The organism is Streptomyces lasalocidi (assembly GCF_005280215.1).
GTDB classification, from domain to species: Bacteria; Actinomycetota; Actinomycetes; order Streptomycetales; family Streptomycetaceae; genus Streptomyces; species Streptomyces longwoodensis.
In genome coordinates this window covers 576369-598542 of record NZ_SZNQ01000001.1, presented here as the reverse complement: position 1 = coordinate 598542, position 22174 = coordinate 576369, and the positions used below count along the sequence as shown (strand labels likewise).

The following is a 22174-nucleotide window of genomic DNA, read 5'->3' as shown; positions in this document are numbered from 1 at the left end:
CCGCTCCACCCGGAAAGCCTCAGCCCGGGAAGCGCCCCGCTCAGCCCGGAAAGCGTCCGGTGGAGCGCAGCTCCCAGCGCCGTTCCGCGTACGCCAGGTCGTCGCGCCACAGCCGGGCGGCGGCCGCGCGGATGAAGGGCCGCAGCGCCGGAGCCGCGCGCCGGGCCGCCGCGAAGCCGCGCCGCTCGGAGCCGGCGACCACGGCTTCCACCACTGCCGTGCGCGGCCGGCCCCGGGCGTCCCGCCCTAGCGGGGTGGCGTGGGTCTCCACCACCGAGCCCCGTCCCTCACCCTCCGTGATCCGCATCAGCACCGTGCGCGGACCCGGGGCGGTGAACTCGGCACGTACCGGCACGACGAGCCGGCCGGCGACCTTGAACGACACGTCCACCGTGAAGGAGTCGTCCTCGTCGGCGCGGCCCGGCGCCCGCACCACGGTCAGGTCGACGAACGAGTACGGGTGGAACCAGGCCCCGTGCCAGGGGTCCAGGCGGTTGGCCACCACGTCCTCCGGCTCGCACACGCCCACCGTGGTGTACACGGCGGACAGCGCGTCGGCCGCCGCCGGACGCGTCGGCACCAGGGGCGCGTCGGTCGGCGCCTCGCCGCCGCTCCCGTCCAGCCGCACCCAGAGCAGCACCCCGTCGTCGTGGGCCGGCCATGGCTCCCACCCGGCGAACGGGCGCCCGTCCAGGGCCAGTCCGTGCCAGTGGCACACCAGGCTGCCGCAGCGCACCGGGCTGTCCCGCAGCGGCGCGCCCAGGTGCGGGCAGGCCCCGGGCCCGGCGACCGGCCACCCCTCGGCGTCCCGCCACAGCACCACTTCCCGTCCGGCGACCGTGCGCCCGAGCGGCCGGTCGGGACGCAGGTCCCGGGAGGCGCCGACGACGTACCAGTTGCCGGTGGGCCGGGCCTGTGCCCGCTTCAGGGCCTGCGCGATCAGCGCGGGCTTGGCGTCGCGCCAGGTCGGCTGCTGCCGTTCCCAGCGCACCGGCGCGCGCCGCAGCCGCAGCGGGGGCCGGTACCGTCCGGGCCGGGGAGTCACGCGACCTCCTGGTACGCGCGGTCCGCCGGGGCCGCCTGCACGGGGGCGCCGGGGGAGCGGCGGTCCGCCAGCCGGGCCGCGGCGACCCGGACCAGCCCGTCGGCCGCGACCAGGGCCCTGCGCCGGCGCGGCACCACCGAGCGCCGGTGCAGGACGGCGTACCCGTCGGCGGCGACGGCGTCGAGGATGCCGCCGTACAGGACGAACGCCGTGCGGATGCACGGCCGCGACACAGGGCTGAGCATGGCGATGCCCGGCGCGGCCCGCCGGTACGCGGCCCGGGTCAGGGACGCGAACTCCCGCAGCGCCGCGGTGATGTGGCCGTCGGTGCGGCCGGTGTCGCGGCAGTGCCGCAGTCGCCCGCGGTCGACGCCGTGCGCGGCCAGCAGGTCCTCGGGCACGTAGACCCGGCCGCGGTCGAGGTCCTCGCCCACGTCCCGCAGGAAGTTGGTCAGCTGGAAGGCGACGCCCAGCTCGGCCGCGTGGGGTGCCGCCTCCTCGCGGGGCGTGACCGTGCCCAGCACCGGCAGCATCTGCAGGCCGATCACCGCCGCGGAGCCGTGCATGTAGCCGCGCAGGTCGTCGTAGGTGGCGTAGGAGCCGACCGTCAGGTCGCTGCGCATGGAGGCGAGGAAGTCGGTGAAGAGGCCGTGGTCGATCGCGTGGCGGCGGGCGGTGTCGGCCAGCGCGCGGGCCACCGGGTGGGCCTCGCGCGGGCCGGGCCCGTCGTGGGCGAGGGTGCGGGCGAGGTCGTCACCCAGCCGGTCCAGGGCGCGGGCCCGCTCGTCGTCGGGTGCTCCGTCGAGCGCGTCCACGATGTCGTCGGCCCAGCGGGCGAAGCCGTACAGCGCGTGCACGGCGGGGCGCCGGTCCGGGGTGAGCAGGCGGGTGGCGAGGAAGTAGGTCCGCCCGTGGCGGGCGTTGAGTTCGCGGCTGCGCAGGTAGGCGGTGCGCAGCTCGGGGTCGGTGACGCCCGCGGCGTCCAGTTCTCGGGTCGTCACGACCGGGCTCCTTCGGCGAGGGGGATCGTGCGCGGGCGCCGGGCCGCGGCCGTGCGGTCCGCCCCGGTGATGCGGGCGGCGGCCAGCTTCCCGGACAGCAGGACCGGCGGTACGCCGACGCCTGGGGTGGTGCCGCAGCCGGCCAGCACAGCATTTGCGGTGCCGCGCACGAGGTTGCGGGGGCGGAACGGCCCGGTCTGGGCGAACGTGTGGGCGGCGGAGAACGGCGTCCCCGCGGCGAGGCCCTGCCCCGTCCAGTCCGCCGGGGTCACCAGGCACTCCTCCTCGATCGACTCGGCGATGCCGGTCAGCCCGCGCCGGTCCAGCTCGCGCAGCAGGCCGTCGCGGTAGCGCGGTCCGAGGTCCTGCCACTGCGCCGCCCCCGGGCCGATCCCGGTGTGCGGGCAGGGCGCGAGGACGTAGTGCAGGTGCCGGCCGGGCGGGGCCAGCGAGGGGTCGGTGGCGGTGGGCCGGGTGATCAGCAGCGAGGGGTCGCTCATCAGCTCCCCGGTGCGGGTCAGCTCGTCGAAGGTGCGCCGCCATGCGTGGCCGAACGAGATCGTGTGGTGGGCCAGTTCGGGCCAGGTGCGGTCGCAGCCCGCGTGCAGGATGACGGCCGACGGCGCGTGCCGCAGCCCGAGGGGACGGCGCGGGGCGCGGCCCAGGAGCCGGTAGGTCACCGGCAGGTCGGGGGTGAGGACCACGGCGTCGCAGGGGATGCGCTGGTCCTCGGTGACCACGGCGGTGATCCGCCCGCCCGAGCGCTCCAGCCGGGTCACCGTCTGCCCGTGGTGGAAGGTCGCGCCGGCCGCGGCCGCCACGTCGGCCATCGCCTGCGGCAGGGCGTGCATCCCGCCGCGCGGGAAGTACACCCCGGCGACGGTGTCCATGTACGCGATCACCATGTACGCGGCCAGGGCCCGCTCGGGGGGCACGCCTGCGTACAGCGCCTGGAAGGTGAACACCCGCCGCAGCCGCTCGTCCTTCAGGTACTTGCCCACCCCGGCCTCCCAGCGGCCGAACCCGCCGAGGGCGGCCAGCCGGGCGAGGTCCGGGGTGAGCAGCTGCCACGGCGAGTCGAAGTCCGCGTCGAGGAAACGGCCGCGCTCCGCCCGGTACAGCCGGGTGAGCCGCTCGCGCAGCCGCCGGTAGCCGGCCGCCTCCGCGGGCCCGGCGAACCGGGTGACCTCCTCGGCCATGGCGTCGCCGTCGGTGTGCACGTCGAGCGACGTCCCGTCGGCGAACCGGGCCCGGTACGCCGGGTCGAGCGGGATCAGGTCGACGTGGTCGCGCAGCGCGGTGCCCACCGCGGCGAACGCCTCGTCGGCGATCTCGGGCATGGTCAGCACGGTCGGCCCGGTGTCGATGGAGTAGCCGCCGCGCACGAGCCGGCCGGCCCGGCCGCCGGGCAGCGCGTCCCGCTCCACGACGGTCACCCGGCGGCCCGCGCCGAGCAGGTGGAGGGCGGCCGACAGCCCGGCCAGACCCGCGCCGACGACCACGACGTGATCGGTGGGGCCCTGGACGGTGCGGGTCATCGCGCCACCTCCGGTACGGCGACGGGGAGGGAGCCCGCGGGTGCGGCCCCCGTGGGCGGTGCGGGGGTGGACGTCGGCGCGGGCGCCGGGCGGTGTCCCGGTGCCGCCGTCCCGTCCCGCGGCCCGCTGATCTCGGTCAGCAGCTCGCGCAGGGCGGCCGCCGCCCGCGGCTGCGGCAGCTCCAACAGGGCCACGTGCCGCAGGGCCCGCCGGGACAACCGCGCGATCCGCGTCTCCACGGCGTCCCGCGCACCGGTCGCGACCACCACCTCCCGCACCCGGTCGAGCCCGGCCCCGGTCAGGTCGACCCGGCCCACGGCGGCGTCCAGCACCTCCAGCGCGTGCCGGTCCCCGGTCCCGGCGGCCCGCGCCCGGGTGAGGGCCATCAGGTACGTCGGCTTGCCCTCCCGCACGTCGCCGCCGGACGGCTTGCCCGTCACGCCCGGGTCGGCGAACAGGTCGTCCAGGTCGTCCCGCAGCTGGAAGGCGAGCCCGGCGCAGCGCCCGGCCCGGCACAGCGCCCGTGCGACGGACGCCTCGGCGCCCGCGAGGACGGCGCCCAGCTCCACGGGCCGCTCGACCGTGTACAGCGCGCTCTTGAGGCAGGCGGCGCGCACCGCGCGGGCGACGGTGTGCGCGGCGGTCGCCTGCCCCTGCACGTCCAGGTACTGCCCGGCGACCATCTCGGTCCGCGTGGTCCTCCACACCTCGTGCGCGCGCCGCGCGGCACCCGGGGGCAGGTCCGCGCCGTCCGCCAGCAGCTCCGCCACCGTGTCGTCGGCCCAGGCCAGGGCCAGGTCGCCGGCCAGCACGGCGGCGGACTCGCCGAGCCGTCGGGCGGTGGCGGGCGCGCCGTCGCCGTACTGCGCGGCGACGGCCGTGTGCAGCGCGGGCCTGCCCCGCCGCGTGGCCGCCGCGTCCATCACGTCGTCGTGGACGAGGGCGCACGTCTGGAGCAGTTCGAGGGCCGCCGCGGCGCGCAGCGCCGCCCGCACCTGCGCCCGGTCCGCGCCGCCGCAGGCGCGCAGCGACCACCACAGCAGCCGGGGCCGCAGCCGGCGCCCGCCGCGCAGGGTGAAGTCCGCGACGCGCTCGGCGACGTCCCGGGCGAACAGGGGATCCAGCACCCGGGCGTCGTCCACCCGGGTGGCGAGCAGCCGGGCGAGGGTCGCGCCGACCGCGCCGGCCACGTCCGCGTCCACGGCCGCCGGGTCGTCGGACAGGAGGCCGTCGAGGAGGCCGGGACCCCCGAAGGAGCCGCCCGCGCCGCTCGGCGCGGAGTACCGGGAAGACGGGTGCGCGGGCTCGCGGGCCTGCTGCGAAGTGGCTCCGGCACCGGGCGGTTCGTCCGGCCGGGCCGTGTGCCGGACGGTCGCCTGGGTGAAACGCATCGCGGATCCTCTCGCCCGTGGTGGGTGTGTCCGTGGTCCGGGTACGGCTGTCGTGTGCGGTGGGCCGCAACGCCGTCTCGTACGAGTCATTCCGCGCGGGAGGCGTGACCGGATGCGCCGTTCGGGCACAAGCGGTGCCGCCGGGCGGACCGCTCACCCGCCGGACGGCCGCACGACACGCACCGCGGTGCATCCGCGCGGCACGGTCGGCCGGAAACACTGGGCGGCACGACGCCCCCGCACGGGACGGCGCCGGCCGGAGAGCCGTATCCGGGAAGCCCGCCGCCGGCGGGGGCGAGAGCTGGGCGAGGGAGCTGCGGGCGTGGATCTGGAGACCGACGTCGCCGTGGTCGGGGCGGGCGCCGCGGGACTGTCGCTGGTGCTCAACCTGGCGCGGCCCCCGGTGGGGGTGCGCCCGCTGGACACCGTGCTGCTGACCGCCCCGCCCGGCCCGGCGCGCGCCGCGCCGCGCACCTGGTGCTTCTGGGAGCGGGGCGCGGGCCCGTACGACGAGGCGCTGACCGCCCGCTGGGAGCACCTGCGCGTGCGCGCCCCCGACGGCACGGTCGTCACCCGGACGATCGCGCCGCTGACGTACAAGATGCTGTCGTCCGACGCGTTCGAGACCCTGGTCGCCGACGAGATCGCGGTCAGCGGCCGGGCGCGGCGCGTGCAGGCGGCCGTCGAGCGGATCGAGCCGGTGCCGGACGGCGCCCGCGTGCACGGGCGGCTGCCCGACGGCGGCCCCGTCACGGTCCGCGCCCGCTGGGTCTTCGACTCCCGCCCCCTGCCGTCCCTGCCACCCGCGCGCACCACGCTGCTCCAGCACTTCCGCGGCTGGTTCGTCCGGACGCGGACGCCGGTCTTCGACCCGGACGCGGTGGAACTGATGGACTTCCGCACCCCGCAGCCGGCCCACGGGCTGTCCTTCGGCTACGTGCTGCCGGTCGGCCCGTGCGAGGCACTGGTCGAGTACACGGAGTTCTCCCGGCAGGTCCTGCCCGGCGGGCAGTACGACCGCGTCCTGCGCCGGTACGTGGAGGACGTGGTCGGTCTGGACGACTACCGGGTCAGCGCCACCGAGCACGGGGTGATCCCCATGACGGACGCCGTCTTCCCCCGGCAGTGCGCCCCGCACGTCTTCCGCATCGGCGCCTCGGCCGGGGCCACCCGGCCCTCGACCGGCTACACCTTCAGCGCCGTGCAGCGGCAGACCCGCGCCGTGGCCGACGCCCTGCACGCCGGCCGCCGGCCGCTGCCGCCCCGCCCGCACTCCGCGCGGGCCCGGCTGATGGACGCCGTCCTGCTGCACGCCCTGGACAGCGGGCGGGTCGACGGCCCCGCGTTCTTCAGCAGGCTCTTCGCGCGCGTGCCGCCGGTGCGGCTGCTGCGCTTCCTCGACGGCGCCACCAGCCTGCCCGAGGACCTCGCCGTCGGCGCGCACGTGCCCACCGCCGCGATGCTCACCTCCGCCCTCCGCCTGCCCTTCACCCCGCGCCGGACCCGTCCGGCCGCCTGACCCCGGAGCCCGAACCCATGCCGCTCCTGCGCGACGCCCGTCTCGCCGACGCCTTCGACCACGCCGCCCGCAGCTACGACACCCTCGTCGCGGCCAACCCCGGCTACCACGCCCACCTGCGCCGCTCCGTCCGGCGGCTCGGCCTGCCCCGGCACGGCACCAGGCTGCGCGTCCTCGACCTCGGCTGCGGCACCGGGGCGTCCACCGCCGCCCTGGCCGCCGTCCTGCCCGGCGCGCAGATCACCGCCGTCGACGCGAGCGAGGGCATGCTGCGCCGTGCCGCGCTCCGCCCGTGGTCGGCGTCCGTGCGCTTCGTCCACGCCCCCGTGGAGCGCCTCGCGGAGGCCGGGGTCAGCGGCCCGTTCGACGCCGTCTTCGCCGCGTACCTGCTGCGCAACACCGCCGACCCGGACGCCGTGCTGAGCGCCGCCCGCCGCATGCTCGCCCCGCACGGCCGGCTCGCCGTGCACGAGTACGCGCTCAGCGGGCACCCCGCGCACCGGGCGGTGTGGAACGCGGTGTGCGGCGGACTGGTCGTCCCCGTCGCCACGCTGCTCGGCGACGGCCCCCTCTACCGGCACCTGTGGCACAGCGTGCTCGCCTTCGACACCGCCGGCGCCCTCGCCCGTCGGGTGGCGGCGGCCGGGTTCGAACGGGTGCGCGTGCTGCCTCTGCCGGGCTGGCAGGCCGGCATCACCCACACCGTGGTGGCGCGCCGCGCCCCCGACACCCGCCGGACGGGAGCCGACCCGCGATGACCTCCCACCCCGAGCCCTCGCGCCCCCTGCCCTCCCGCCCCGGCCCCTCCCGCCCGGGCCGCGACCGGCTGGCGCGCCTGCTGCCCGCCGCACCCGGCGCCGACCGCGCCGACCCGCCGACCGCCCCGAGCGTCGCCGTCGTGGGCGGCGGCATCGCCGGGCTCACGGCCGCCACCGCGCTGGCCGAGCGCGGCGTACGCGTCACGCTGTACGAGAGCGAGGCGGTGCTCGGCGGCCGGCTCGCGGGCTGGCCGACGCGGCTCGCCGACGGCAGCACGGCCACCATGAGCCGGGGCTTCCACGCGTTCTTCCGGCAGTACTACAACCTGCGCGCCCTGCTGCGCCGCACCGACCCCGGCCTCTCCCGCCTGACCGGCCTGCCCGACTACCCCCTGCGGCACTCCGCCGGCGGACAGGACGGCTTCCGGCGCGTGCCCCGCACACCGCCGCTGAGCGCCCTCGGCTTCGTCGCGCTGAGCCCGTCGTTCGGAGTGCGCGACCTGGCCCGGATGAACGTCCGCGCGGCGCTGCCCCTGCTCGACGTGCGCGTGCCCGGCGTGTACGAGCGGCTGGACGGGACCAGCGCCCACGACTTCCTGGAGGCGATCCGCTTCCCCCCGGCGGCACGGCACCTGGCCTTCGAGGTCTTCTCGCGGAGCTTCTTCGCCGACCCGCGCCTGCTGTCGGCCGCCGAGATGGCGCTGATGTTCCACATCTACTTCCTCGGCTCGGCCGAGGGCCTGCTGTTCGACGTGCCGTCCGAGCCCTTCCCGCAGGCCCTGTGGGACCCGCTGGCCGCGCATCTGACCGGCCTCGGGGCGTGCCTGCTGACGTCCAGCCCGGTCGAGGCCGTCACACCGGACCGCCCCGGAGCCGGAACGGGGTCCCGAGGGTCCGACGGCTCCGCGGGGTTCACCGTGGCCACCCGCACCGCCGAGGACCACCACGACGCCGTCGTCCTCGCCCTGGACCCGGGCGCCCTGCGCGACCTCGTGCAGCGCTCCGACGGCCTCGGTGACCCGGCGTGGCGCGAGCGCCTGGCCCGGCTGCGCACCGCGCCGCCGTTCCTCGTCACCCGGCTGTGGCTGGACCGGCCGGTCCGCGCCGACCGGCCCGGCTTCCTCGGCACCAGCGGCTACGGCCCCCTGGACAACGTCAGCGTCCTGGACCGCTGGGAGGGCGAGGCCGCCCGCTGGGCCGCCCGCACCGGCGGCTCCGTCCTCGAACTGCACGCCTACGCCCTGCCCGGCGCCGGCGACCGGGAGGCCCGGCAGAAGGAACTCGTCGCCGAACTGCACCGCGTCTACCCCGAGACGGGCCCCGCCCGGGTGGTGGACGTCCGCCACGAGTGGCGCGCGGACTGCCCGCTGTTCCCCGTCGGCGGCTACGACGACCGGCCCGCCGTGCGCACGTCCACCCCGGGCCTCGTCCTGGCGGGCGACGCCGTCCGCACCGGTCTGCCGGTGGCGCTCATGGAGCGGGCCGCCACCAGTGGCTTCCTCGCCGCCAACGCCCTCCTGCACGGCTGGGGCCTGCGCGGGCACCCGCTGTGGACCGTGCCCGACGGGGGCCGCACGGCAGCGCTGCGGTGGGCGGCCCGCGCGGCGGGCGGGACGTGAGACGACCGCGCGGGGTGGGCGCCCGACCGGCGCCCGCCCCGCGAGCCCCGGCGCCTCAGCGCGCCCGCTCGCGGGCCTGCCGGAACCGGTACAGCCCCGCCGACAGCTCCACCACCGGTTCCGGGTAGTCCAGCGCGGCCCGCTCCGGGCCGGCCAGCTTCCATGGCTCGTGGACGGCCGGCGCGCCGACCCCGGCCAGCTCCGGCACCCACCGCCGCACGTACGCGCCGTCGGGGTCGTACCGCTTGGCCTGGGTGACCGGGTTGAGGACCCGGTTGGGCCGGGTGTCGGTGCCCGTGCCGGCCACCCACTGCCAGTTGAGCTGGTTGTTGGCCACGTCCCCGTCGACCAGCCAGTGCAGGAAGTGGGCTGCGCCGATGCGCCAGTCGACGTACAGGGTCTTGGCGAGGAAGCTCGCGGTGAGCAGCCGGGCCCGGTTGTGCATCCAGCCCTCGTGGCGCAGCTGCCGCATCGCGGCGTCGATCACCGGATAGCCGGTCCGCCCCGTCTCCCACGCCTCGATGTCGGCCGCGGCGGTGCGCCGCGAGCGCCAGCTGTCGCGTTTGGTGCGGTAGTCCGCGCGGGCCGCGCCGGGGCGGGCGGCCAGGACCTGGCGGTGGAAGTCGCGCCAGGCGAGCTGCCGGACCAGGGCGTCGGCGCCCGGGCCGCCCTGCTTACGGGCGCGGTGGACCAGCTCCACCGGGGACAGCGTGCCGAAGTGCAGGTGCGGGGAGAACCGCGAGGTGGTGTCGGCGGCCAGGTCGTCCCGCGTGTCGTCGTAGGCGTCCAGCCCTTTGCGCCAGTAGGCCGTCAGTCGCCTGCGGGCCGCGCCCTCCCCGCCGGCCATGAGGGCGGGCGAGACACCGCCGACGTCACCGCGCGCGGGCAGCGGCTCGCCCGTCACGTGCCCGGGCACGCTCACCCGGCGCGGAGGCGGGGCGACCGGGCGCAGCACCAGCCGGTCCCACTGGCGGAAGTACGGGGTGAACACGGCGAAGTGGTCCGCTGAGGCGGGCGTCACCGTGCCCGGGGGCACCGCCACGGTCACGGCGTCGTGCACGAACAGGCGGCGGCCGTCCGCCTCCAGCGCCCGCCGCAGCCGCTCCTCGCGGCGGGCGGCGAAGGCGGTGTGGCCGGCAGCCATGTGGATCTCGTCGGCGTCCGCCTCGCTCACCACCCGGCACACCTCCTCGACCAGGTCGCCCGAGCGCACCACGAGCCGCCCGCCGCGCTCGCGCAGCGAGGCGTCCAGGTCGGCCAGGCAGTCGGCGAGGAACGCGCGCCGGTTGGGCGGGTCGAACCCGGCCGCCGTCACGGCCTGGTCGCGCACGAAGAGCGGCACCACCGTGTCCGAGGCGTCCAGCGCGGCCCGCAGCGGCGGATGGTCGTGCAGCCGCAGATCGGCGGTGAACAGGACGACCGAGACGTGCATGGCTTCGACTCTCCTCCGGTGACGGCGCTGTCCGATGAGGACGGCGGATACTTCCCCCGTCACGCCGCGCACGGATGCGGTCGGCCCGTACGGGTCCGTCACTTCACCCGGACGGTCACTCGTCGGCGAGCGCGTCGTACCGTTCCCGGGCCGCGTGGACCTCGTCGAAGTGGGTCTCCGCCCAGTCCTTCACCGCCGTCAGCAGGTGGGCGAGGCTGTGGCCCAGGCGGGTCAGCTCGTAGTCGACGCGGACCGGCACGGACGGCGTCACCGTCCGCGTGAGGAGCCCGTCGCGCTCCAGGGAGCGCAGGGTCTGGGTGAGCATCTTGGGGCTGACCCCGGCGATCCTGCGGGCGAGGTCGCTGTAGCGCATCGGACCGGGGGCGAGGGCGGAGACCACGAGGCTGACCCACTTGTCGCTGATGCGGTCCAGGAGCTGGTTGGTGGGGCAGCTGCGGATGAACGCGTCGTACGCGACGCGGGCCTGCTCGCGCTTCTGGGCCGCGGTCAGGGTGGCCATGGCACTCACCTCCGGGGGACGTACGCACCTTCGGGTAACTACTTACCCGTGGAGAGTAGCTCTTCGTAGGGTCGTGGGTGGTCGGGGGCGGCCGCCGAAGGAGCGGCCGGGCCCTCAAGTCCCCTCATCCTCAGGAGAGTTGTGATGCGTGCTGCCGTGGTGCGGTCCTTCGGCGGGCCGGAGTCGGTGGAGGTCGTGGAGAGCGAGCTGCCCGAGCCGGCCGCCCGCCAGGTACGGATCAAGGTGGCCGCGGCGGCGGTCAACCCGGTCGACGCCGGGGTGCGGGCCGGGGCGTTCGGCGGTGCGGGCAAGCAGATCGGGCTCGGCTGGGACGTCGCCGGCACCGTGGACGCGACCGGCGTGGCCACCGCGTGGAGCCCGGGCGACCGGGTCGTGGCGCTGGACCACGGCATGGTGAAGGCGGTGGGCACGCACGCGGAGTACGTCGTGGTGGACGCCGACGCGGTCGCGACGGCGCCGACGACGGTGGACGCCGTGCACGCGGCCACGCTCCCGCTGAACGCGCTGACCGCCGCCCAGGCCCTCGACCTGCTGGAGCTCGAGGAGGGCCGGTCGCTGCTGGTCACGGGCGCGGCGGGCGCGGTCGGCGGCTTCGCCGTCCAGCTCGCCGCCCGGCGCGGGGTGGCCGTGACCGGCCTGGCCCGGGCCGCCGACGAGGACCTCGTACGCTCCCTCGGCGCGACCCCGGCGGCCGGTGAGCCGTCCGGGGGCGACTTCGACGCCGTGCTGGACGCGGCGGTGCTCGGCGAGCGCGCCCTGCGGTGGGTGCGGGACGGCGGCGCGTACGTCGGCGTCATCCCGCAGGCCCAGCCCGCCCCGGCGCGCGGGGTGCGCACCTCGGCGGTCGAGGTCGCCGCGGACGGGGCCCGGCTGGCGGAGCTGGTCCGGCTGGTGGACGAGGGCGCCCTGACCCTGCGGGTCGCCGGGACGTACGCCCTCGACGACGCGGCCGAGGCCCACGCGCGCCTCGCCGGGGGAGGGGTGCGCGGCCGGATCGTGCTGGTGCCCTGAGCGGGTGCGGGGGGCCGCCCGCGCGGGTCACAGGAGCAGGTAGAGACCGGTCACCGTGGTCAGGCCGGCGCAGACCGCCAGCACCCAGGCCACACAGCGCCGCCGCAGCGTGCGGTACCGGTGCTCGTACTCGGCGCGCAGCGAGTGGCACCGGGCCACGACGCGCTCCAGGTCGTCCCGGGCCCGCTGGAGGCTGTCGGTCACGTAGTGCTGCTCGATCTGCTCCCGCTGGCCCGTCGTCAGCCAGTCGAGCTGCTCGGCGAAGGCCCGGGCGCGGGTCTCGGCCTCCGCCACCCGGGCCTGCCACAGGAGGTACCCCTCGACCTCGTTGGCGAGGTCGCCCGGCTGGCTGTCGGCGGCCTGTCCCGGCAGGCCGTTCACTGGATCCTCGTGTCGGCCTGCCGGGGTCCGTGCGCCGCGGCCTCGGCCATCGCGATGTCGGGGTGGTGCAGGTCGAACGCCGGGGACTCACTGCGGATGCGCGGCAGCGTGGCGAAGTTGTGCCGCGGCGGCGGGCAGGAGGTCGCCCACTCCAGCGAGCGGCCGTAGCCCCACGGGTCGTCGACGCCGACCGGCTTGCCGTACTTGGCCGTCTTCCACACGTTGTAGAGGAACGGGAGCATGGACAGGCCCAGCAGGAAGGAGGCGATCGTCGAGATCGTGTTCAGGGCGGTGAAGCCGTCGGCCGCCAGGTAGTCGGCGTACCGGCGGGGCATGCCCTCGGCGCCCAGCCAGTGCTGGACCAGGAAGGTGCCGTGGAAGCCGACGAACAGCGTCCAGAATGTGACCTTCCCCAGCCGCTCGTCCAGCAGCTTGCCGGTGAACTTCGGCCACCAGAAGTGGAAGCCCGCGAACATCGCGAAGACGACCGTACCGAAGACGACGTAGTGGAAGTGCGCCACCACGAAGTAGGAGTCGGACACGTGGAAGTCCATCGGCGGCGAGGCCAGGATGACCCCGGTCAGACCACCGAAGAGGAACGTCACCAGGAAGCCCGCGGCCCACAGCATCGGCGTCTCGAAGGACAGCGAGCCCTTCCACATCGTGCCGATCCAGTTGAAGAACTTCACACCGGTCGGGACCGCGATGAGGAACGTCATGAAGGAGAAGAACGGCAGCAGCACGCCACCGGTGACGTACATGTGGTGCGCCCACACGGTGACCGACAGCCCGGCGATCGCGATGGTGGCCGCGACCAGGCCCATGTAGCCGAAGATCGGCTTGCGGGAGAAGACCGGGATGATCTCGGTGACGATGCCGAAGAACGGCAAGGCGATGATGTACACCTCCGGATGGCCGAAGAACCAGAAGAGGTGTTGCCAGAGCAACGGGCCGCCGTTGGCCGCGTCGTAGATGTGCGCCCCGAACTTGCGGTCCGCCATCAGGGCGAACAGCGCGGCCGCCAGGACCGGGAAGGCCAGCAGCACCAGGACGGCGGTCAGCAGCACGTTCCAGGTGAAGATCGGCATGCGGAACATCGTCATGCCCGGTGCGCGCATGCAGATGATCGTGGTGATGAAGTTGACCGCGCCGAGGATCGTTCCGAACCCCGAGAAGGCCAGGCCCATCACCCACAGGTCGCCCCCGACGCCCACCGTGCGCTCGGCGCTCGACAGGGGTGAGTAGGCGAACCAGCCGAAGTCGGCCGCGCCGTTGGGCGTCAGGAACCCGCCGACCGCGATGAGCGAGCCGAACAGGTACAGCCAGTAGGCGAACATGTTCAGCCGCGGGAACGCCACGTCGGGCGCGCCGATCTGCAGCGGCATGATCCAGTTGGTGAAGCCGGCGAACAGCGGCGTCGCGAACATCAGCAGCATGATCGTGCCGTGCATCGTGAACGCCTGGTTGTACTGCTCGTTCGAGATGATCTGGATGCCCGGCCGCGCCAGCTCGGCGCGCATGACCAGCGCCAGCACGCCACCCAGCAGGAAGAACGCGAACGACGTGGTGAGGTAGAGCGTTCCGATGGTCTTGTGGTCGGTGGTGGTCAGCCACTTGACCACCACGCTGCCGGGCTTGCGGGCCTTGACCGGCAGCTCGCTCTCGTAGGTGTCGGGGGCCGGCCCGTGCGGGTCGTTGAGAATGCTCACAGGTCGTGTGTCTTTCGGTGCTCGCGGTATGCCGGTGCCATGGCGTCGGTCACAGGCCATCTTCGCGATGTGCAACGACGGCCGACTCCCGCAGCGTTCGACACGCGGCCGATCGGCTGACGCGGTCACCCGAGTGGAGTACCGGGTGCCCTGACGGCCCGTCGGACCGGCCGTCGTGAGGACTGACCCGGCCCGGTCCGGGTACCCCGGCCCGCACCAGGGGCGCCCGCCGTCACGCACCGCGGACCCGCGCCCCGGCCCTGCGACCAGGCGAAGGGCGGGTGACCATGTCAGGAACCCCGGTCGGCCCCACGGACGACGCACTCGACCTGCACTTCATCGGCAACGCGACCGTCCTGCTGCGCTACGGTCCGCTGACCCTGCTCACCGATCCCAACTTCCTGCACCGCGGCCAGTACGCCCACCTCGGCTACGGCCTGGTGAGCCGGCGGCTGACCGAGCCGGCCCTCGCGCCGCAGGACCTGCCCCGCCTCGACGGGATCGTGCTGTCCCACCTGCACGGCGACCACTGGGACCGGCAGGCCCGCCGGCACCTCGACCACGCAACCCCGGTCGTGACGACGCCGCACGCCGCGCGCCGCCTCAAGGTGTTCCAGGGCTTCGAGCGCACGGCCGGTCTGCGCACCTGGCGGGGCCTGACCCTGGAGCACGGCGGTGTCCAGGCCCGGATCACGGCCCTGCCCGGGCGGCACGCCGGTCAGCGGGTGCTGCGCGGGCTGCTGCCGCCGGTGATGGGCAGCATGCTGGAGTTCGGCCCGGCCGGCCGGCCGCCCCGGCTGCGGCTGTACCTGTCGGGCGACACGCTGGTGTACGACGGCCTCGACGAGATCGCCCGGCGCTTCCCGGCCGCCGACCTGGCCGTGCTGCACCTGGGCGGCACCACCCTGCCGGGCGGGTTCGTCGTCACCATGGACGGGGCGCAGGGCGCGGAGCTGTCCCGCCGGCTGGCTCCCCGGGCCGTGCTGCCCGTGCACTATCACGACTACACGGTGATGCGGTCGCCGCTGTCGGACTTCCTGGCCGAGGCGGAGCGGCTGGGGCTCGGCGACCGGATCGTGCACTGCCCCCACGGAGGGCGGGCGCGCCTGACGGCGGCCGACGGAGCGGTCGCCCTGGCGTGAGGCCCCCGCCCGGGCGGGGCCGACGGGCCGGCAGGGCTGGACCGGCCGTCCCCGGGTACCCGGACCCCACGGCGCCCGGCGCGAAGCCGGGTGTCCCAGAGGGGAAGGAGTCACGCGTGTCCGCAGTGCTCGAGAGGATCAAGCGCTTCGCGAAGAGCCCGCAGGGGCGTCGCACGATCGACCAGGTACGCCGTACCGCGGCCGACCCGCGCCGTCGCGCCCAGGCCCAGCAGCTCCTGGGCAAACTGCGCACCCGCCGCTGACGTGACCGGGGTGCCGCCGCCGGTCCCACCGTGCGGCGGCACCCCGCTCCGCGTCCGGGCCGTCGTGCGCTGAGGTCAGGCGCCCTCGGTCCCGGTGCCGTCCGTCTCCGTCCCTGCCGCGTCGGCGGAGTCCGTCCCGGCCGATCACCACCGCTCCGTACCGTGCGTCACCACTGCGAGACGCCGCGTGGTCGCGGTGGTTCACTGGCGCCATGCCTTTCGACCACTACGGCGTGCTCGCGGGGACCCTGCACGGACACCGCCGCGACGAGCCGGACGACCAGGGCCGGTGGTTCCACGTCAAGCTGGAGGTGGACGCGCCCGACGGCCGCTACCACTGTGCCGTCGACGTCGACAGCCACCAGTCCAGCGTGGGCGTGCGCTTCAAGACCCTCACCCTGGACGCCGCCGCCCTCCAACCGGCCGTGTCCCTGCCCCCGGGCTACCACGAACTGGACGGCGGACCGGACTCCGGCGCCCTCGACTTCCTGCGCCACCCGGCGCTGGTGGACCACTCCGGCGTCCTGTTCGAGCGGCGCCCGCCGTCCTGCCTGACGGACCTGCTCGACCTGTTCGGCTCCCGGCCCTGGCACGCGGGCAGCAACCTCGACGCGGCGACCGCGCTGGAGGGCGTCCTCGTCCTCGGGCAGCGCATCCTGGTCTTCGGGGAGCCGTTCGACAACCGCCCCCGCGGCGACGTCGGCGTGCACAACGTGCACCAGAACCAGGGGGACCCGGCCGGCTCCCAGTGGTGGCCGGAGAACGGCGTCTGGCAGGATGGCGCGATCGTCACCCACCGTCCCGACGGCCGCTACGACGTCTTCCTGACCAGGTTCTCCAGTCAGGCCGACCGCACGGACGGCGCGGGACACCCGCTCGCCTGAGCGGGTCCCTCCCGTGGTGGCGGCCGTCACCCCGGTCACCGCGGCCCCACGCGTTGCCCGGGCGCTTTCGGGGAACCCGACAGCGTTCGGTTTTCGGTAGCGGCCGGACGACGAGCGAGGAACGGCACGGCGACCCCCGGCAGCGGGCCGGGCGCGCCGGCCGGAGACAGAGGAGGCCGAGCCATGTCAGGCCCGGAGGGAACCGAGACCGCCCCGCCGTCGGGCGGCTCCGTGCTGCCCGCCGATCTCACCCGAGCCCTGCACGCGATCCGGTCGGGTGCGTACCTGGTGGACGAGCTGGGCTGCATCCTTGCGGTCAACGCGGTCGCGGAGGGGTTCCTCGGCAGGTCCGCGGCGGACCTGCTCGGCCACGACGCCCACGACCTGCTGCACTGCGACGCCCACGGCCACCCGCTGCCGCGCAGCCAGTGCGCGATGCGGAAGGCGTTCCACGCCGGACGCGCGGCGCAGGCCCGGCACTCCTACTTCCTGGGCGGCGACGGCACCGTGCTGCCGGTCTCCTGGACGATCACGCCGTGCGACATCGGGAGCGAGGGGACGGCCACGCTCGTCCTCTTCCACACCCCCGACGCACCCGCCGACGACGGCGGGCCCGACGGGCCGAGGACCATAGCGCTGTCGGAGCTGGAGCGGCTGGCCCTGCTGGCCGAGACCACCGGCCGGCTGACCTCCACCCTGGACGTGGACGAGGCCCTGCGCAGACTCGTCGAGCTGGTCGTTCCCCGGCTGGCGGACTGGGTCGTCATCGACCTGATCACCGAGCGCGACGAGGTGTGGCGGCACACCGTGGTCCACGCCGAGGGCGACGCCCTGGTCGAGCTCGAGGAACTGAAGGGCCCCATGCCTCCGGTGCCCGCCGAATCCCCGATGCCCCTGTCCCGCGCGCTGCGCGGGGCGGCCTCCACCCTGGCCGCGCCCCGGACCTACCAGCGGGAGCCCGACTCCGGCATCGCCGTCGAACAGCGGCGCCTGTTCGACCACACCGGCATGCACTCCGCGGCGATCGCCCCGATCCGCAGCACCCGGGAGGTGCTGGGCGCCCTCACCCTGGGCCGGACCGAGAACCCGGTGGAGTTCACCACCGACGACCTGCCGCTGCTGGAGGACATCGCCCGGCGTGCCGGTCTGGCGCTGGACAACGCGCGCCTCTACCAGCGCCAGCGCAAGGTCGCCGAGACCATGCAGAACCACCTGCTGCCGCAGATGCCGGGCGTCCCGGACCTGCAGATGACGGTCCGCTACCTGCCCGCGCCCGACGCCTCGCAGGTCGGCGGCGACTGGTACGACGCCTTCCCGCTGTCCGACGGGTCCACCGCCCTGGCCATCGGCGACGTCGTCGGCCACGACCTGGAGGCCGCGGCCGGCATGGCGCAGGTGCGCAACATGCTCCGCGCCTACGCCTGGTCGCAGCAGGAGCCGCCCAGCCGCATCGTGGAGCGCTTGGACGCGGCGATCCAGCACATCACCGACGTCTCGATGGCCACCCTGATCTACGGCCGGCTCCAGCAGGCGGACGACGGCGGCTGGCGACTGTCGTGGACGAACGCCGGCCATCCGCCGCCGCTGCTGGTCAGCCGCGACGGAGTGACCACGTACCTCACGGACGGCCACGGCATCCTGCTGGGCACCGGCGCGGGCAAGGGCCGCCCCGACGCCACGGTGGCCCTCCCGCCCGGCTCGACCCTGATCCTCTACACCGACGGCCTCATCGAGGCGACGGGCCGCACCCTGGACACCGGCATGCAGCTGCTCCGCAAGCACGCCGCGGCCCTGATCCACCGCCCCCTCCCGGCCTTCACCGACCACCTCCTGCGCCGGGTGCGCTCCCCCCGCAACGACGACGACGTGGCCCTCCTGGCGTTGCGCACGCCGTGAGCCGACGGGGGCGCGGGCGCGTCACGGCGGCGGTCCGCCGGGCGCCCGGTGCCTCACACGCCGAACAGCCGTGCCCCGTTGTCGTGGCACACCGCGCGGAGCCAGGCGTCACCCAGGTCCAGGCGCTCCAGTGCCTCGAGCTGGTGGAGGTACGGGTAGGGGATGTTCGGGAAGTCCGTGCCCAGCAGGACGCGGTCGGCGAGGCCGGCGAGCCGGGGCAGGGTGCGGTGGGGGAACGGGGCCATGCGCTCGGCGAAGTCGGTGAACGTCATCGTCGTGTCCAGCCGGACCTGCTCGTACCGTTCCGCGAGGTCCAGGAAGTCCTCGTACTCGGGCATCCCCATGTGCGCCACGATCAGGCGCAGCCGCGGGTGGCGGGCCAGGACGCGGGCGATCGGCCCGGGCCCGGTGTGCTTGCCGGGGGCCGGTCCGGAGCCGCAGTGGATCACCACGGGGATCCCGGCCTCGGCCAGCAGGCCCCAGGCGCCGTCGAGGAGATCGTCGGCCGGGTCGTACGCGCCCACCTGCACGTGGGCCTTGAACACCCGGGCGCCCGCCGCCACGGCCTCGCCGACGTACGCCCGCACGTCCGGCTCGGGGAACAGGGTGGCGGTGTGCAGGCAGCCGGGGGTGCGGCGGGCGAAGTCGACGGCCCAGTCGTTCAGCCAGCGGGCCATGCCGGGCTTGTGCGGGTAGAGCATCGCCGTGAAGGCACGGACGCCGAAGTCCCGCAGCAGCGCGGCCCGCTGTTCCTCCTCGGCCCGGTAGGTGATCGGCCACTCGATGCCGCCGGTGAGCGGGCCCAGCGCGTCGAAGTAGGCCCACACCTTGCGCAGGACGCGTTCGGGCATGAAGTGTGTGTGCACGTCGACCAGGCCGGGCAGCCCGAGCCGGGTCCAGAAGCGGCGGACCCCGTCGGCTTCGGGGCCGGCGGACCCCGGGGGACCGGCCTGGTCTTCGGCGGGGGCGCTGCGGTGATCGCTCATGGCGTCCACGATCGACCGGGGGGACGGGGCCGGTCCAGTCCCTTGTCAAAGAGGTTCAGCCCTCTTCGATCTCCGTGGCGACCGGAGTGCCCGTCTCCACCGTGCGGCTGACCGTGCAGAGCCGGTCGTGGGAGCTCTTCACCGCCCTCGGCAGGATCGCCCGGGCCCGCTCGGCACCCTCGCCGTCCGGGAACGCCACGTGGAAGGACACCCGCAGGTCGGTGAGCCGGTTGCCCAGCTCGTCGGTGATCTTGTGGCCGGTCACCGTCACGCGGAACGCGTCCGGCTCGGCGTGCCGGCTGGTGGCGACGTCCACGTCGACCGCCGTGCAGCCCCCGAGCGCGGCGAGCAGCAGTTCGACCGGGGTGAACTCGGATTCCGCGTCCGGACCGGAGGCGGTGCCGAAGGAGATCGTGCCGCCGCGGGCGTTCGTCGCGACGAAGTGGCCGGTGCTGGTGCGCTCGACCGTGACGGAGCGCAGGGAGGTGTCGGTCATGCCGAGACAGTAATGCGCAGGGAGGAAGATGTGGGGTGAGGCAGCACGCGGACGGCACCGGGGTGAGCACATGGCGGCGAAGGGACACAGCGTCGGCGTACTGGCGTTCGACGGCATGAAGATGCTGGACCTCACCGGTCCCGCGGAGGTCTTCAGCGAGGCCAACCGGTTCGGCGCCGACTACCGCCTGACCGTCGTCTCGGTCGGCGGGAAACCCGTCTCCTCGTCGATCGGCATGCGCGTCCCGGTCGACGCCGACGTGGCCGACGCGCCCGCCTTCGACACCCTGCTGGTGGTGGGGGGCGACCGGCTGCCCGAGGCGCCCGTCGAGCCCGGGCTCACCGCCGCCACCGCCGAACTCGCCGCCCGGTCCGGCCGGGTCGCGGCCATCTGCACCGGCGCCTTCCTGCTGGGCGCCGCGGGCCTGCTCGACGGCAGGCGCGCCACGACGCACTGGCAGCACACGGCGCTGCTGGCCCGCCGCCACCCCCGGGCCCGGGTCGAACCGGACGCCATCTTCGTCAGGGACGGCACCACCTACACCTCCGCCGGCGTCACCGCGGGCATCGACCTCGCGCTGGCCCTCCTGGAAGAGGAACACGGCCCGGACCTCACCCGCCGCGTCGCCCGATCGCTGGTGGTCTACATGCAACGGCCCGGCGGCCAGTCCCAGTTCTCGCCCTCCCTCCAGGGACCCGCCCCGCGCACGCCCGTCCTGCGGCTCGTCCAGGACGCCGTCCAGGCGGACCCGACGGGGGAGCACAGCCTGGACACCCTCGCCGCGGCCGTCCGGGTCAGCCCCCGGCACCTGACCCGGATGTTCCGCACGGAACTCGGCACCACCCCCATGAAGTACGTCGAACTGCTCCGCTTCGACATCGCCAAGGCCCTCCTCGACGCCGGGCACAACGCCACCGAGGCCGCCGCCCGGGCCGGCTTCCCCAGCTACGAGAGCCTCCGCCGGGCCTTCGCCCGCCACCTGGGCATCTCCCCGACCAAGTACCAGCACCGTTTCGCGACGACCGGGACGGGCTCCCGCACCCCCGCTCCACCGCACTGACCGGTGCGTCGCGGCCCGGGACCGGCGGCCGGGCACCCCGCGGCGGCCATGGCCGTTTCCGTGGGCTTCCTGGCCGTCGGAGCGCGGCCCCCGGACGGCCGGCGAGGGGAAGGTGGAGGCACCGAAGGCAGCCGTCCCCCACCCCCTGAGGAGAGCGTCATGAGCGAAGAGATCGCCGGTGTGGCCGTTCCGGACAGCGCACTGGCGCGGGCCGCGACCGAGCTGGTCCGCGAGACCACCCCGCCCCTGATCTTCCACCACTCCCGCCGCGTGTACCTGTTCGGCAGCCTCCAGGCGCAGGCGCTGGGCCTCACCCCGGACCCGGAACTGCTCTACGTTGCCGCGCTGTTCCACGACACCGGTCTGGTGCCCCCGTACCACAGCGACGACCAGCGCTTCGAGATGGACGGCGCCGACCAGGCCCGCGCGTTCCTGCTGGGCCACGGGTACTCCGAGGGCGACGCCGACACCGTGTGGACGGCCGTCGCCCTGCACACCACCCCCGAAGTGCCCTACAAGCTGGCCCCCGAGATCGCCGCGACCACGGCGGGCGTGGAGACCGACGTGCTCGGCCTGCACCTGGGCCGGATCCCGCAGGCCCGGATCGACGAGGTCACCGCGGCCCACCCCCGTCCCGACTTCAAGCGGCAGATCCTCCAGGCGTTCACCGACGGGTTCAAGCACCGCCCGGACACCACGTTCGGCACGGTGAACGCCGACGTCCTGGAGCACTTCGTCCCCGGCTTCCGCCGCACCGACTTCGTCGACGTCATTCAGAACTCGGCCTGGCCCGAGTGAGCCGTGCCCGGCATCAGCCCGGCCGGAAGCCGGAATGAGCCGTGCCCGCAGCTCTGCCCGGCCCGGGTGAGCCGTCCCCACAGCTCCGCCCGGCCCGGGTGAGCCGTCCCGCTCAGGGCGACGTCGTCCAGCGGGGCGCCGTCTCCGTCCAGGCGGCGTCCCACGCGGCGAGGTTGCGTCGCTCCAGGACGCGCGCCGCGACGCCGTACGCGGCCGCCGCCGCCCCCTGCACGGCGAGGGCACCGAGCACGGCCCAGCCCATCGCCCGGCTGCGGACCTGGCCGGCGTCCAGCGGCGGCCCGGTGAGCTTGCCGTCGGGGCCGGCCCAGACGTGGACCGTGCTGCCCTTCGGCAGCCCGGGTCGGACGTCGGTCGTGGCGGTGCGCGCGGTGCCCCCGGGGTCGGTGAAGCCGACCTCGGTCGGGTAACGGGTCCTCCTCTCCTCGGCGGAGCCCGGCTCCGGGTGCCCGCGGGCGTCCTCCAGCAGCACGGCGGGCGTGTGCTGCCGGGCGGCCGCCTGCTGCTGCGCGAGGCGGGCGTAGTGGCGGTGGGCGGTGTCACCGGCCCAGAACATGGCGGCGGGCGTCGTCGCCAGCGCGGCCAGGAACAGGCCGAGGCCGAGCCACGCCTGGAACAGGTCGGCGCGGCGGCGCAGCAGATTGCGCCGCAGCCGCCAGAACAGGACCATGTCGCCGGACATCCGT

General features: G+C 75.3%; 21 protein-coding genes. 10 read left to right on the top strand and 11 right to left on the bottom strand.

The window, feature by feature from the left end; translation table 11 throughout:
- Positions 1–40: 40 nt before the first annotated feature.
- The 4 genes from E4U91_RS02450 to E4U91_RS02435 are packed head-to-tail and all read right to left on the bottom strand — an operon-like array spanning position 41 to position 4975.
- Positions 41–1045, bottom strand: a complete 1005-nt coding sequence (locus tag E4U91_RS02450; protein ID WP_137304991.1) for a DUF5914 domain-containing protein — start codon at positions 1043–1045, stop codon at positions 41–43.
- On the bottom strand, positions 1042–2046 hold the full coding sequence (locus E4U91_RS02445) for a phytoene/squalene synthase family protein (RefSeq protein WP_137304990.1): 1005 nt from the start codon (positions 2044–2046) through the stop codon (positions 1042–1044). Before E4U91_RS02445 ends, E4U91_RS02450 begins: the two co-directional genes overlap by 4 nt.
- Complete coding sequence (gene crtI / locus E4U91_RS02440; protein WP_137304989.1) at positions 2043–3584, bottom strand: phytoene desaturase family protein; 1542 nt, start codon at positions 3582–3584, stop codon at positions 2043–2045. Before crtI ends, E4U91_RS02445 begins: the two co-directional genes overlap by 4 nt.
- Complete coding sequence (locus tag E4U91_RS02435) at positions 3581–4975, bottom strand: polyprenyl synthetase family protein (protein WP_137304988.1); 1395 nt, start codon at positions 4973–4975, stop codon at positions 3581–3583. Before E4U91_RS02435 ends, crtI begins: the two co-directional genes overlap by 4 nt.
- 322 nt (positions 4976–5297) lie before the next feature.
- Between E4U91_RS02435 and E4U91_RS02430 the strand changes: the two genes are divergently transcribed.
- Genes E4U91_RS02430 through E4U91_RS02420 form a run of 3 tightly spaced genes read left to right on the top strand, consistent with a single transcriptional unit; the run spans position 5298 to position 8871 of the window.
- Positions 5298–6494, top strand: a complete 1197-nt coding sequence (locus E4U91_RS02430; protein ID WP_137304987.1) for a lycopene cyclase family protein — start codon at positions 5298–5300, stop codon at positions 6492–6494.
- 17 nt (positions 6495–6511) lie between these two features.
- Positions 6512–7252 (top strand): class I SAM-dependent methyltransferase, encoded by a 741-nt coding sequence (locus E4U91_RS02425; RefSeq protein ID WP_137304986.1) that lies wholly within the window; start codon positions 6512–6514, stop codon positions 7250–7252.
- Positions 7249–8871 carry an FAD-dependent oxidoreductase gene (locus E4U91_RS02420; RefSeq protein WP_137304985.1) on the top strand — a complete coding sequence of 541 codons (1623 nt, stop codon included), beginning with the start codon at positions 7249–7251 and terminating at the stop codon, positions 8869–8871. Before E4U91_RS02425 ends, E4U91_RS02420 begins: the two co-directional genes overlap by 4 nt.
- Before the next feature lie 55 nt (positions 8872–8926).
- Here E4U91_RS02420 and E4U91_RS02415 read toward each other — a convergent pair whose 3' ends face one another.
- Both E4U91_RS02415 and E4U91_RS02410 read right to left on the bottom strand, forming a co-directional pair.
- Entirely contained in the window at positions 8927–10303 is a 1377-nt protein-coding gene (locus tag E4U91_RS02415; protein WP_137304984.1) for a cryptochrome/photolyase family protein, read from the bottom strand.
- 115 nt (positions 10304–10418) lie between these two features.
- Positions 10419–10823 (bottom strand): winged helix-turn-helix transcriptional regulator, encoded by a 405-nt coding sequence (locus tag E4U91_RS02410; protein WP_137304983.1) that lies wholly within the window; start codon positions 10821–10823, stop codon positions 10419–10421.
- Between the two features lie 144 nt (positions 10824–10967).
- On the opposite strand from E4U91_RS02410, the gene E4U91_RS02405 reads away from it, so the two are divergent.
- Positions 10968–11855, top strand: a complete 888-nt coding sequence (locus E4U91_RS02405; RefSeq protein WP_137304982.1) for an NADP-dependent oxidoreductase — start codon at positions 10968–10970, stop codon at positions 11853–11855.
- Between the two features lie 27 nt (positions 11856–11882).
- On the opposite strand, the gene E4U91_RS02400 is transcribed toward E4U91_RS02405, so the two are convergent.
- Positions 11883–12236, bottom strand: a complete 354-nt coding sequence (locus E4U91_RS02400) for a cytochrome C oxidase subunit I (RefSeq protein WP_174867738.1) — start codon at positions 12234–12236, stop codon at positions 11883–11885.
- Positions 12233–13945, bottom strand: a complete 1713-nt coding sequence (gene ctaD, locus E4U91_RS02395) for an aa3-type cytochrome oxidase subunit I (RefSeq protein WP_137304981.1) — start codon at positions 13943–13945, stop codon at positions 12233–12235. Before ctaD ends, E4U91_RS02400 begins: the two co-directional genes overlap by 4 nt.
- A 287-nt stretch (positions 13946–14232) precedes the next feature.
- Here ctaD and E4U91_RS02390 point away from each other — a divergent pair, with 287 nt between their 5' ends.
- The 4 genes from E4U91_RS02390 to E4U91_RS02380 all read left to right on the top strand — a co-directional run bounded on the left by E4U91_RS02390 (position 14233) and on the right by E4U91_RS02380 (position 18130).
- Entirely contained in the window at positions 14233–15087 is an 855-nt protein-coding gene (locus tag E4U91_RS02390) for an MBL fold metallo-hydrolase (protein WP_137304980.1), read from the top strand.
- A 116-nt stretch (positions 15088–15203) separates the two neighbouring features.
- The gene (locus tag E4U91_RS37990; RefSeq protein ID WP_168218056.1) at positions 15204–15350 is read left to right on the top strand and encodes a hypothetical protein; all 147 of its coding nucleotides are present in this window, start codon (positions 15204–15206) and stop codon (positions 15348–15350) included.
- 212 nt (positions 15351–15562) lie between these two features.
- Positions 15563–16234, top strand: coding sequence for a DUF2278 family protein (locus E4U91_RS02385; RefSeq protein ID WP_137304979.1), 672 nt, complete (start codon positions 15563–15565; stop codon positions 16232–16234).
- Positions 16235–16417: 183 nt separating this feature from the next.
- On the top strand, positions 16418–18130 hold the full coding sequence (locus E4U91_RS02380) for a SpoIIE family protein phosphatase (RefSeq protein ID WP_137304978.1): 1713 nt from the start codon (positions 16418–16420) through the stop codon (positions 18128–18130).
- A gap of 53 nt (positions 18131–18183) precedes the next feature.
- Here E4U91_RS02380 and E4U91_RS02375 read toward each other — a convergent pair whose 3' ends face one another.
- A complete protein-coding gene (locus tag E4U91_RS02375) occupies positions 18184–19116 on the bottom strand; it encodes an amidohydrolase family protein (protein WP_137304977.1) in 933 nt (310 codons plus the stop codon).
- A gap of 55 nt (positions 19117–19171) precedes the next feature.
- On the bottom strand, positions 19172–19612 hold the full coding sequence (locus E4U91_RS02370) for an OsmC family protein (RefSeq protein WP_137304976.1): 441 nt from the start codon (positions 19610–19612) through the stop codon (positions 19172–19174).
- A 70-nt stretch (positions 19613–19682) separates the two neighbouring features.
- Here E4U91_RS02370 and E4U91_RS02365 point away from each other — a divergent pair, with 70 nt between their 5' ends.
- Entirely contained in the window at positions 19683–20672 is a 990-nt protein-coding gene (locus tag E4U91_RS02365) for a GlxA family transcriptional regulator (RefSeq protein WP_137304975.1), read from the top strand.
- Between the two features lie 159 nt (positions 20673–20831).
- Positions 20832–21470, top strand: coding sequence for an HD domain-containing protein (locus E4U91_RS02360; RefSeq protein ID WP_241678485.1), 639 nt, complete (start codon positions 20832–20834; stop codon positions 21468–21470).
- Positions 21471–21582: 112 nt separating this feature from the next.
- Here the strand turns inward: E4U91_RS02360 and E4U91_RS02355 are convergent, their stop codons facing one another.
- Positions 21583–22170, bottom strand: a complete 588-nt coding sequence (locus E4U91_RS02355; RefSeq protein ID WP_241678484.1) for an Rv1733c family protein — start codon at positions 22168–22170, stop codon at positions 21583–21585.
- Positions 22171–22174: the final 4 nt, after the last annotated feature.

Excerpts from the sequence above, each read along its gene's own strand:
- crtI (WP_137304989.1), bottom strand. The coding sequence starts at position 3,584 with ATGACCCGCACCGTCCAGGGCCCCACCGATCACGTCGTGGTCGTCGGC.
- E4U91_RS02435 (WP_137304988.1), bottom strand. The coding sequence starts at position 4,975 with ATGCGTTTCACCCAGGCGACCGTCCGGCACACGGCCCGGCCGGACGAA.
- E4U91_RS02425 (WP_137304986.1), top strand. The coding sequence starts at position 6,512 with ATGCCGCTCCTGCGCGACGCCCGTCTCGCCGACGCCTTCGACCACGCC.
- E4U91_RS02420 (WP_137304985.1), top strand. The coding sequence starts at position 7,249 with ATGACCTCCCACCCCGAGCCCTCGCGCCCCCTGCCCTCCCGCCCCGGC.
- E4U91_RS02415 (WP_137304984.1), bottom strand. The coding sequence starts at position 10,303 with ATGCACGTCTCGGTCGTCCTGTTCACCGCCGATCTGCGGCTGCACGAC.
- E4U91_RS02410 (WP_137304983.1), bottom strand. The coding sequence starts at position 10,823 with ATGGCCACCCTGACCGCGGCCCAGAAGCGCGAGCAGGCCCGCGTCGCG.
- E4U91_RS02405 (WP_137304982.1), top strand. The coding sequence starts at position 10,968 with ATGCGTGCTGCCGTGGTGCGGTCCTTCGGCGGGCCGGAGTCGGTGGAG.
- E4U91_RS02390 (WP_137304980.1), top strand. The coding sequence starts at position 14,233 with ATGTCAGGAACCCCGGTCGGCCCCACGGACGACGCACTCGACCTGCAC.
- E4U91_RS02385 (WP_137304979.1), top strand. The coding sequence starts at position 15,563 with ATGCCTTTCGACCACTACGGCGTGCTCGCGGGGACCCTGCACGGACAC.
- E4U91_RS02380 (WP_137304978.1), top strand. The coding sequence starts at position 16,418 with ATGTCAGGCCCGGAGGGAACCGAGACCGCCCCGCCGTCGGGCGGCTCC.
- E4U91_RS02375 (WP_137304977.1), bottom strand. The coding sequence starts at position 19,116 with ATGAGCGATCACCGCAGCGCCCCCGCCGAAGACCAGGCCGGTCCCCCG.
- E4U91_RS02370 (WP_137304976.1), bottom strand. The coding sequence starts at position 19,612 with ATGACCGACACCTCCCTGCGCTCCGTCACGGTCGAGCGCACCAGCACC.
- E4U91_RS02365 (WP_137304975.1), top strand. The coding sequence starts at position 19,683 with ATGGCGGCGAAGGGACACAGCGTCGGCGTACTGGCGTTCGACGGCATG.
- E4U91_RS02360 (WP_241678485.1), top strand. The coding sequence starts at position 20,832 with ATGAGCGAAGAGATCGCCGGTGTGGCCGTTCCGGACAGCGCACTGGCG.
- E4U91_RS02355 (WP_241678484.1), bottom strand. The coding sequence starts at position 22,170 with ATGTCCGGCGACATGGTCCTGTTCTGGCGGCTGCGGCGCAATCTGCTG.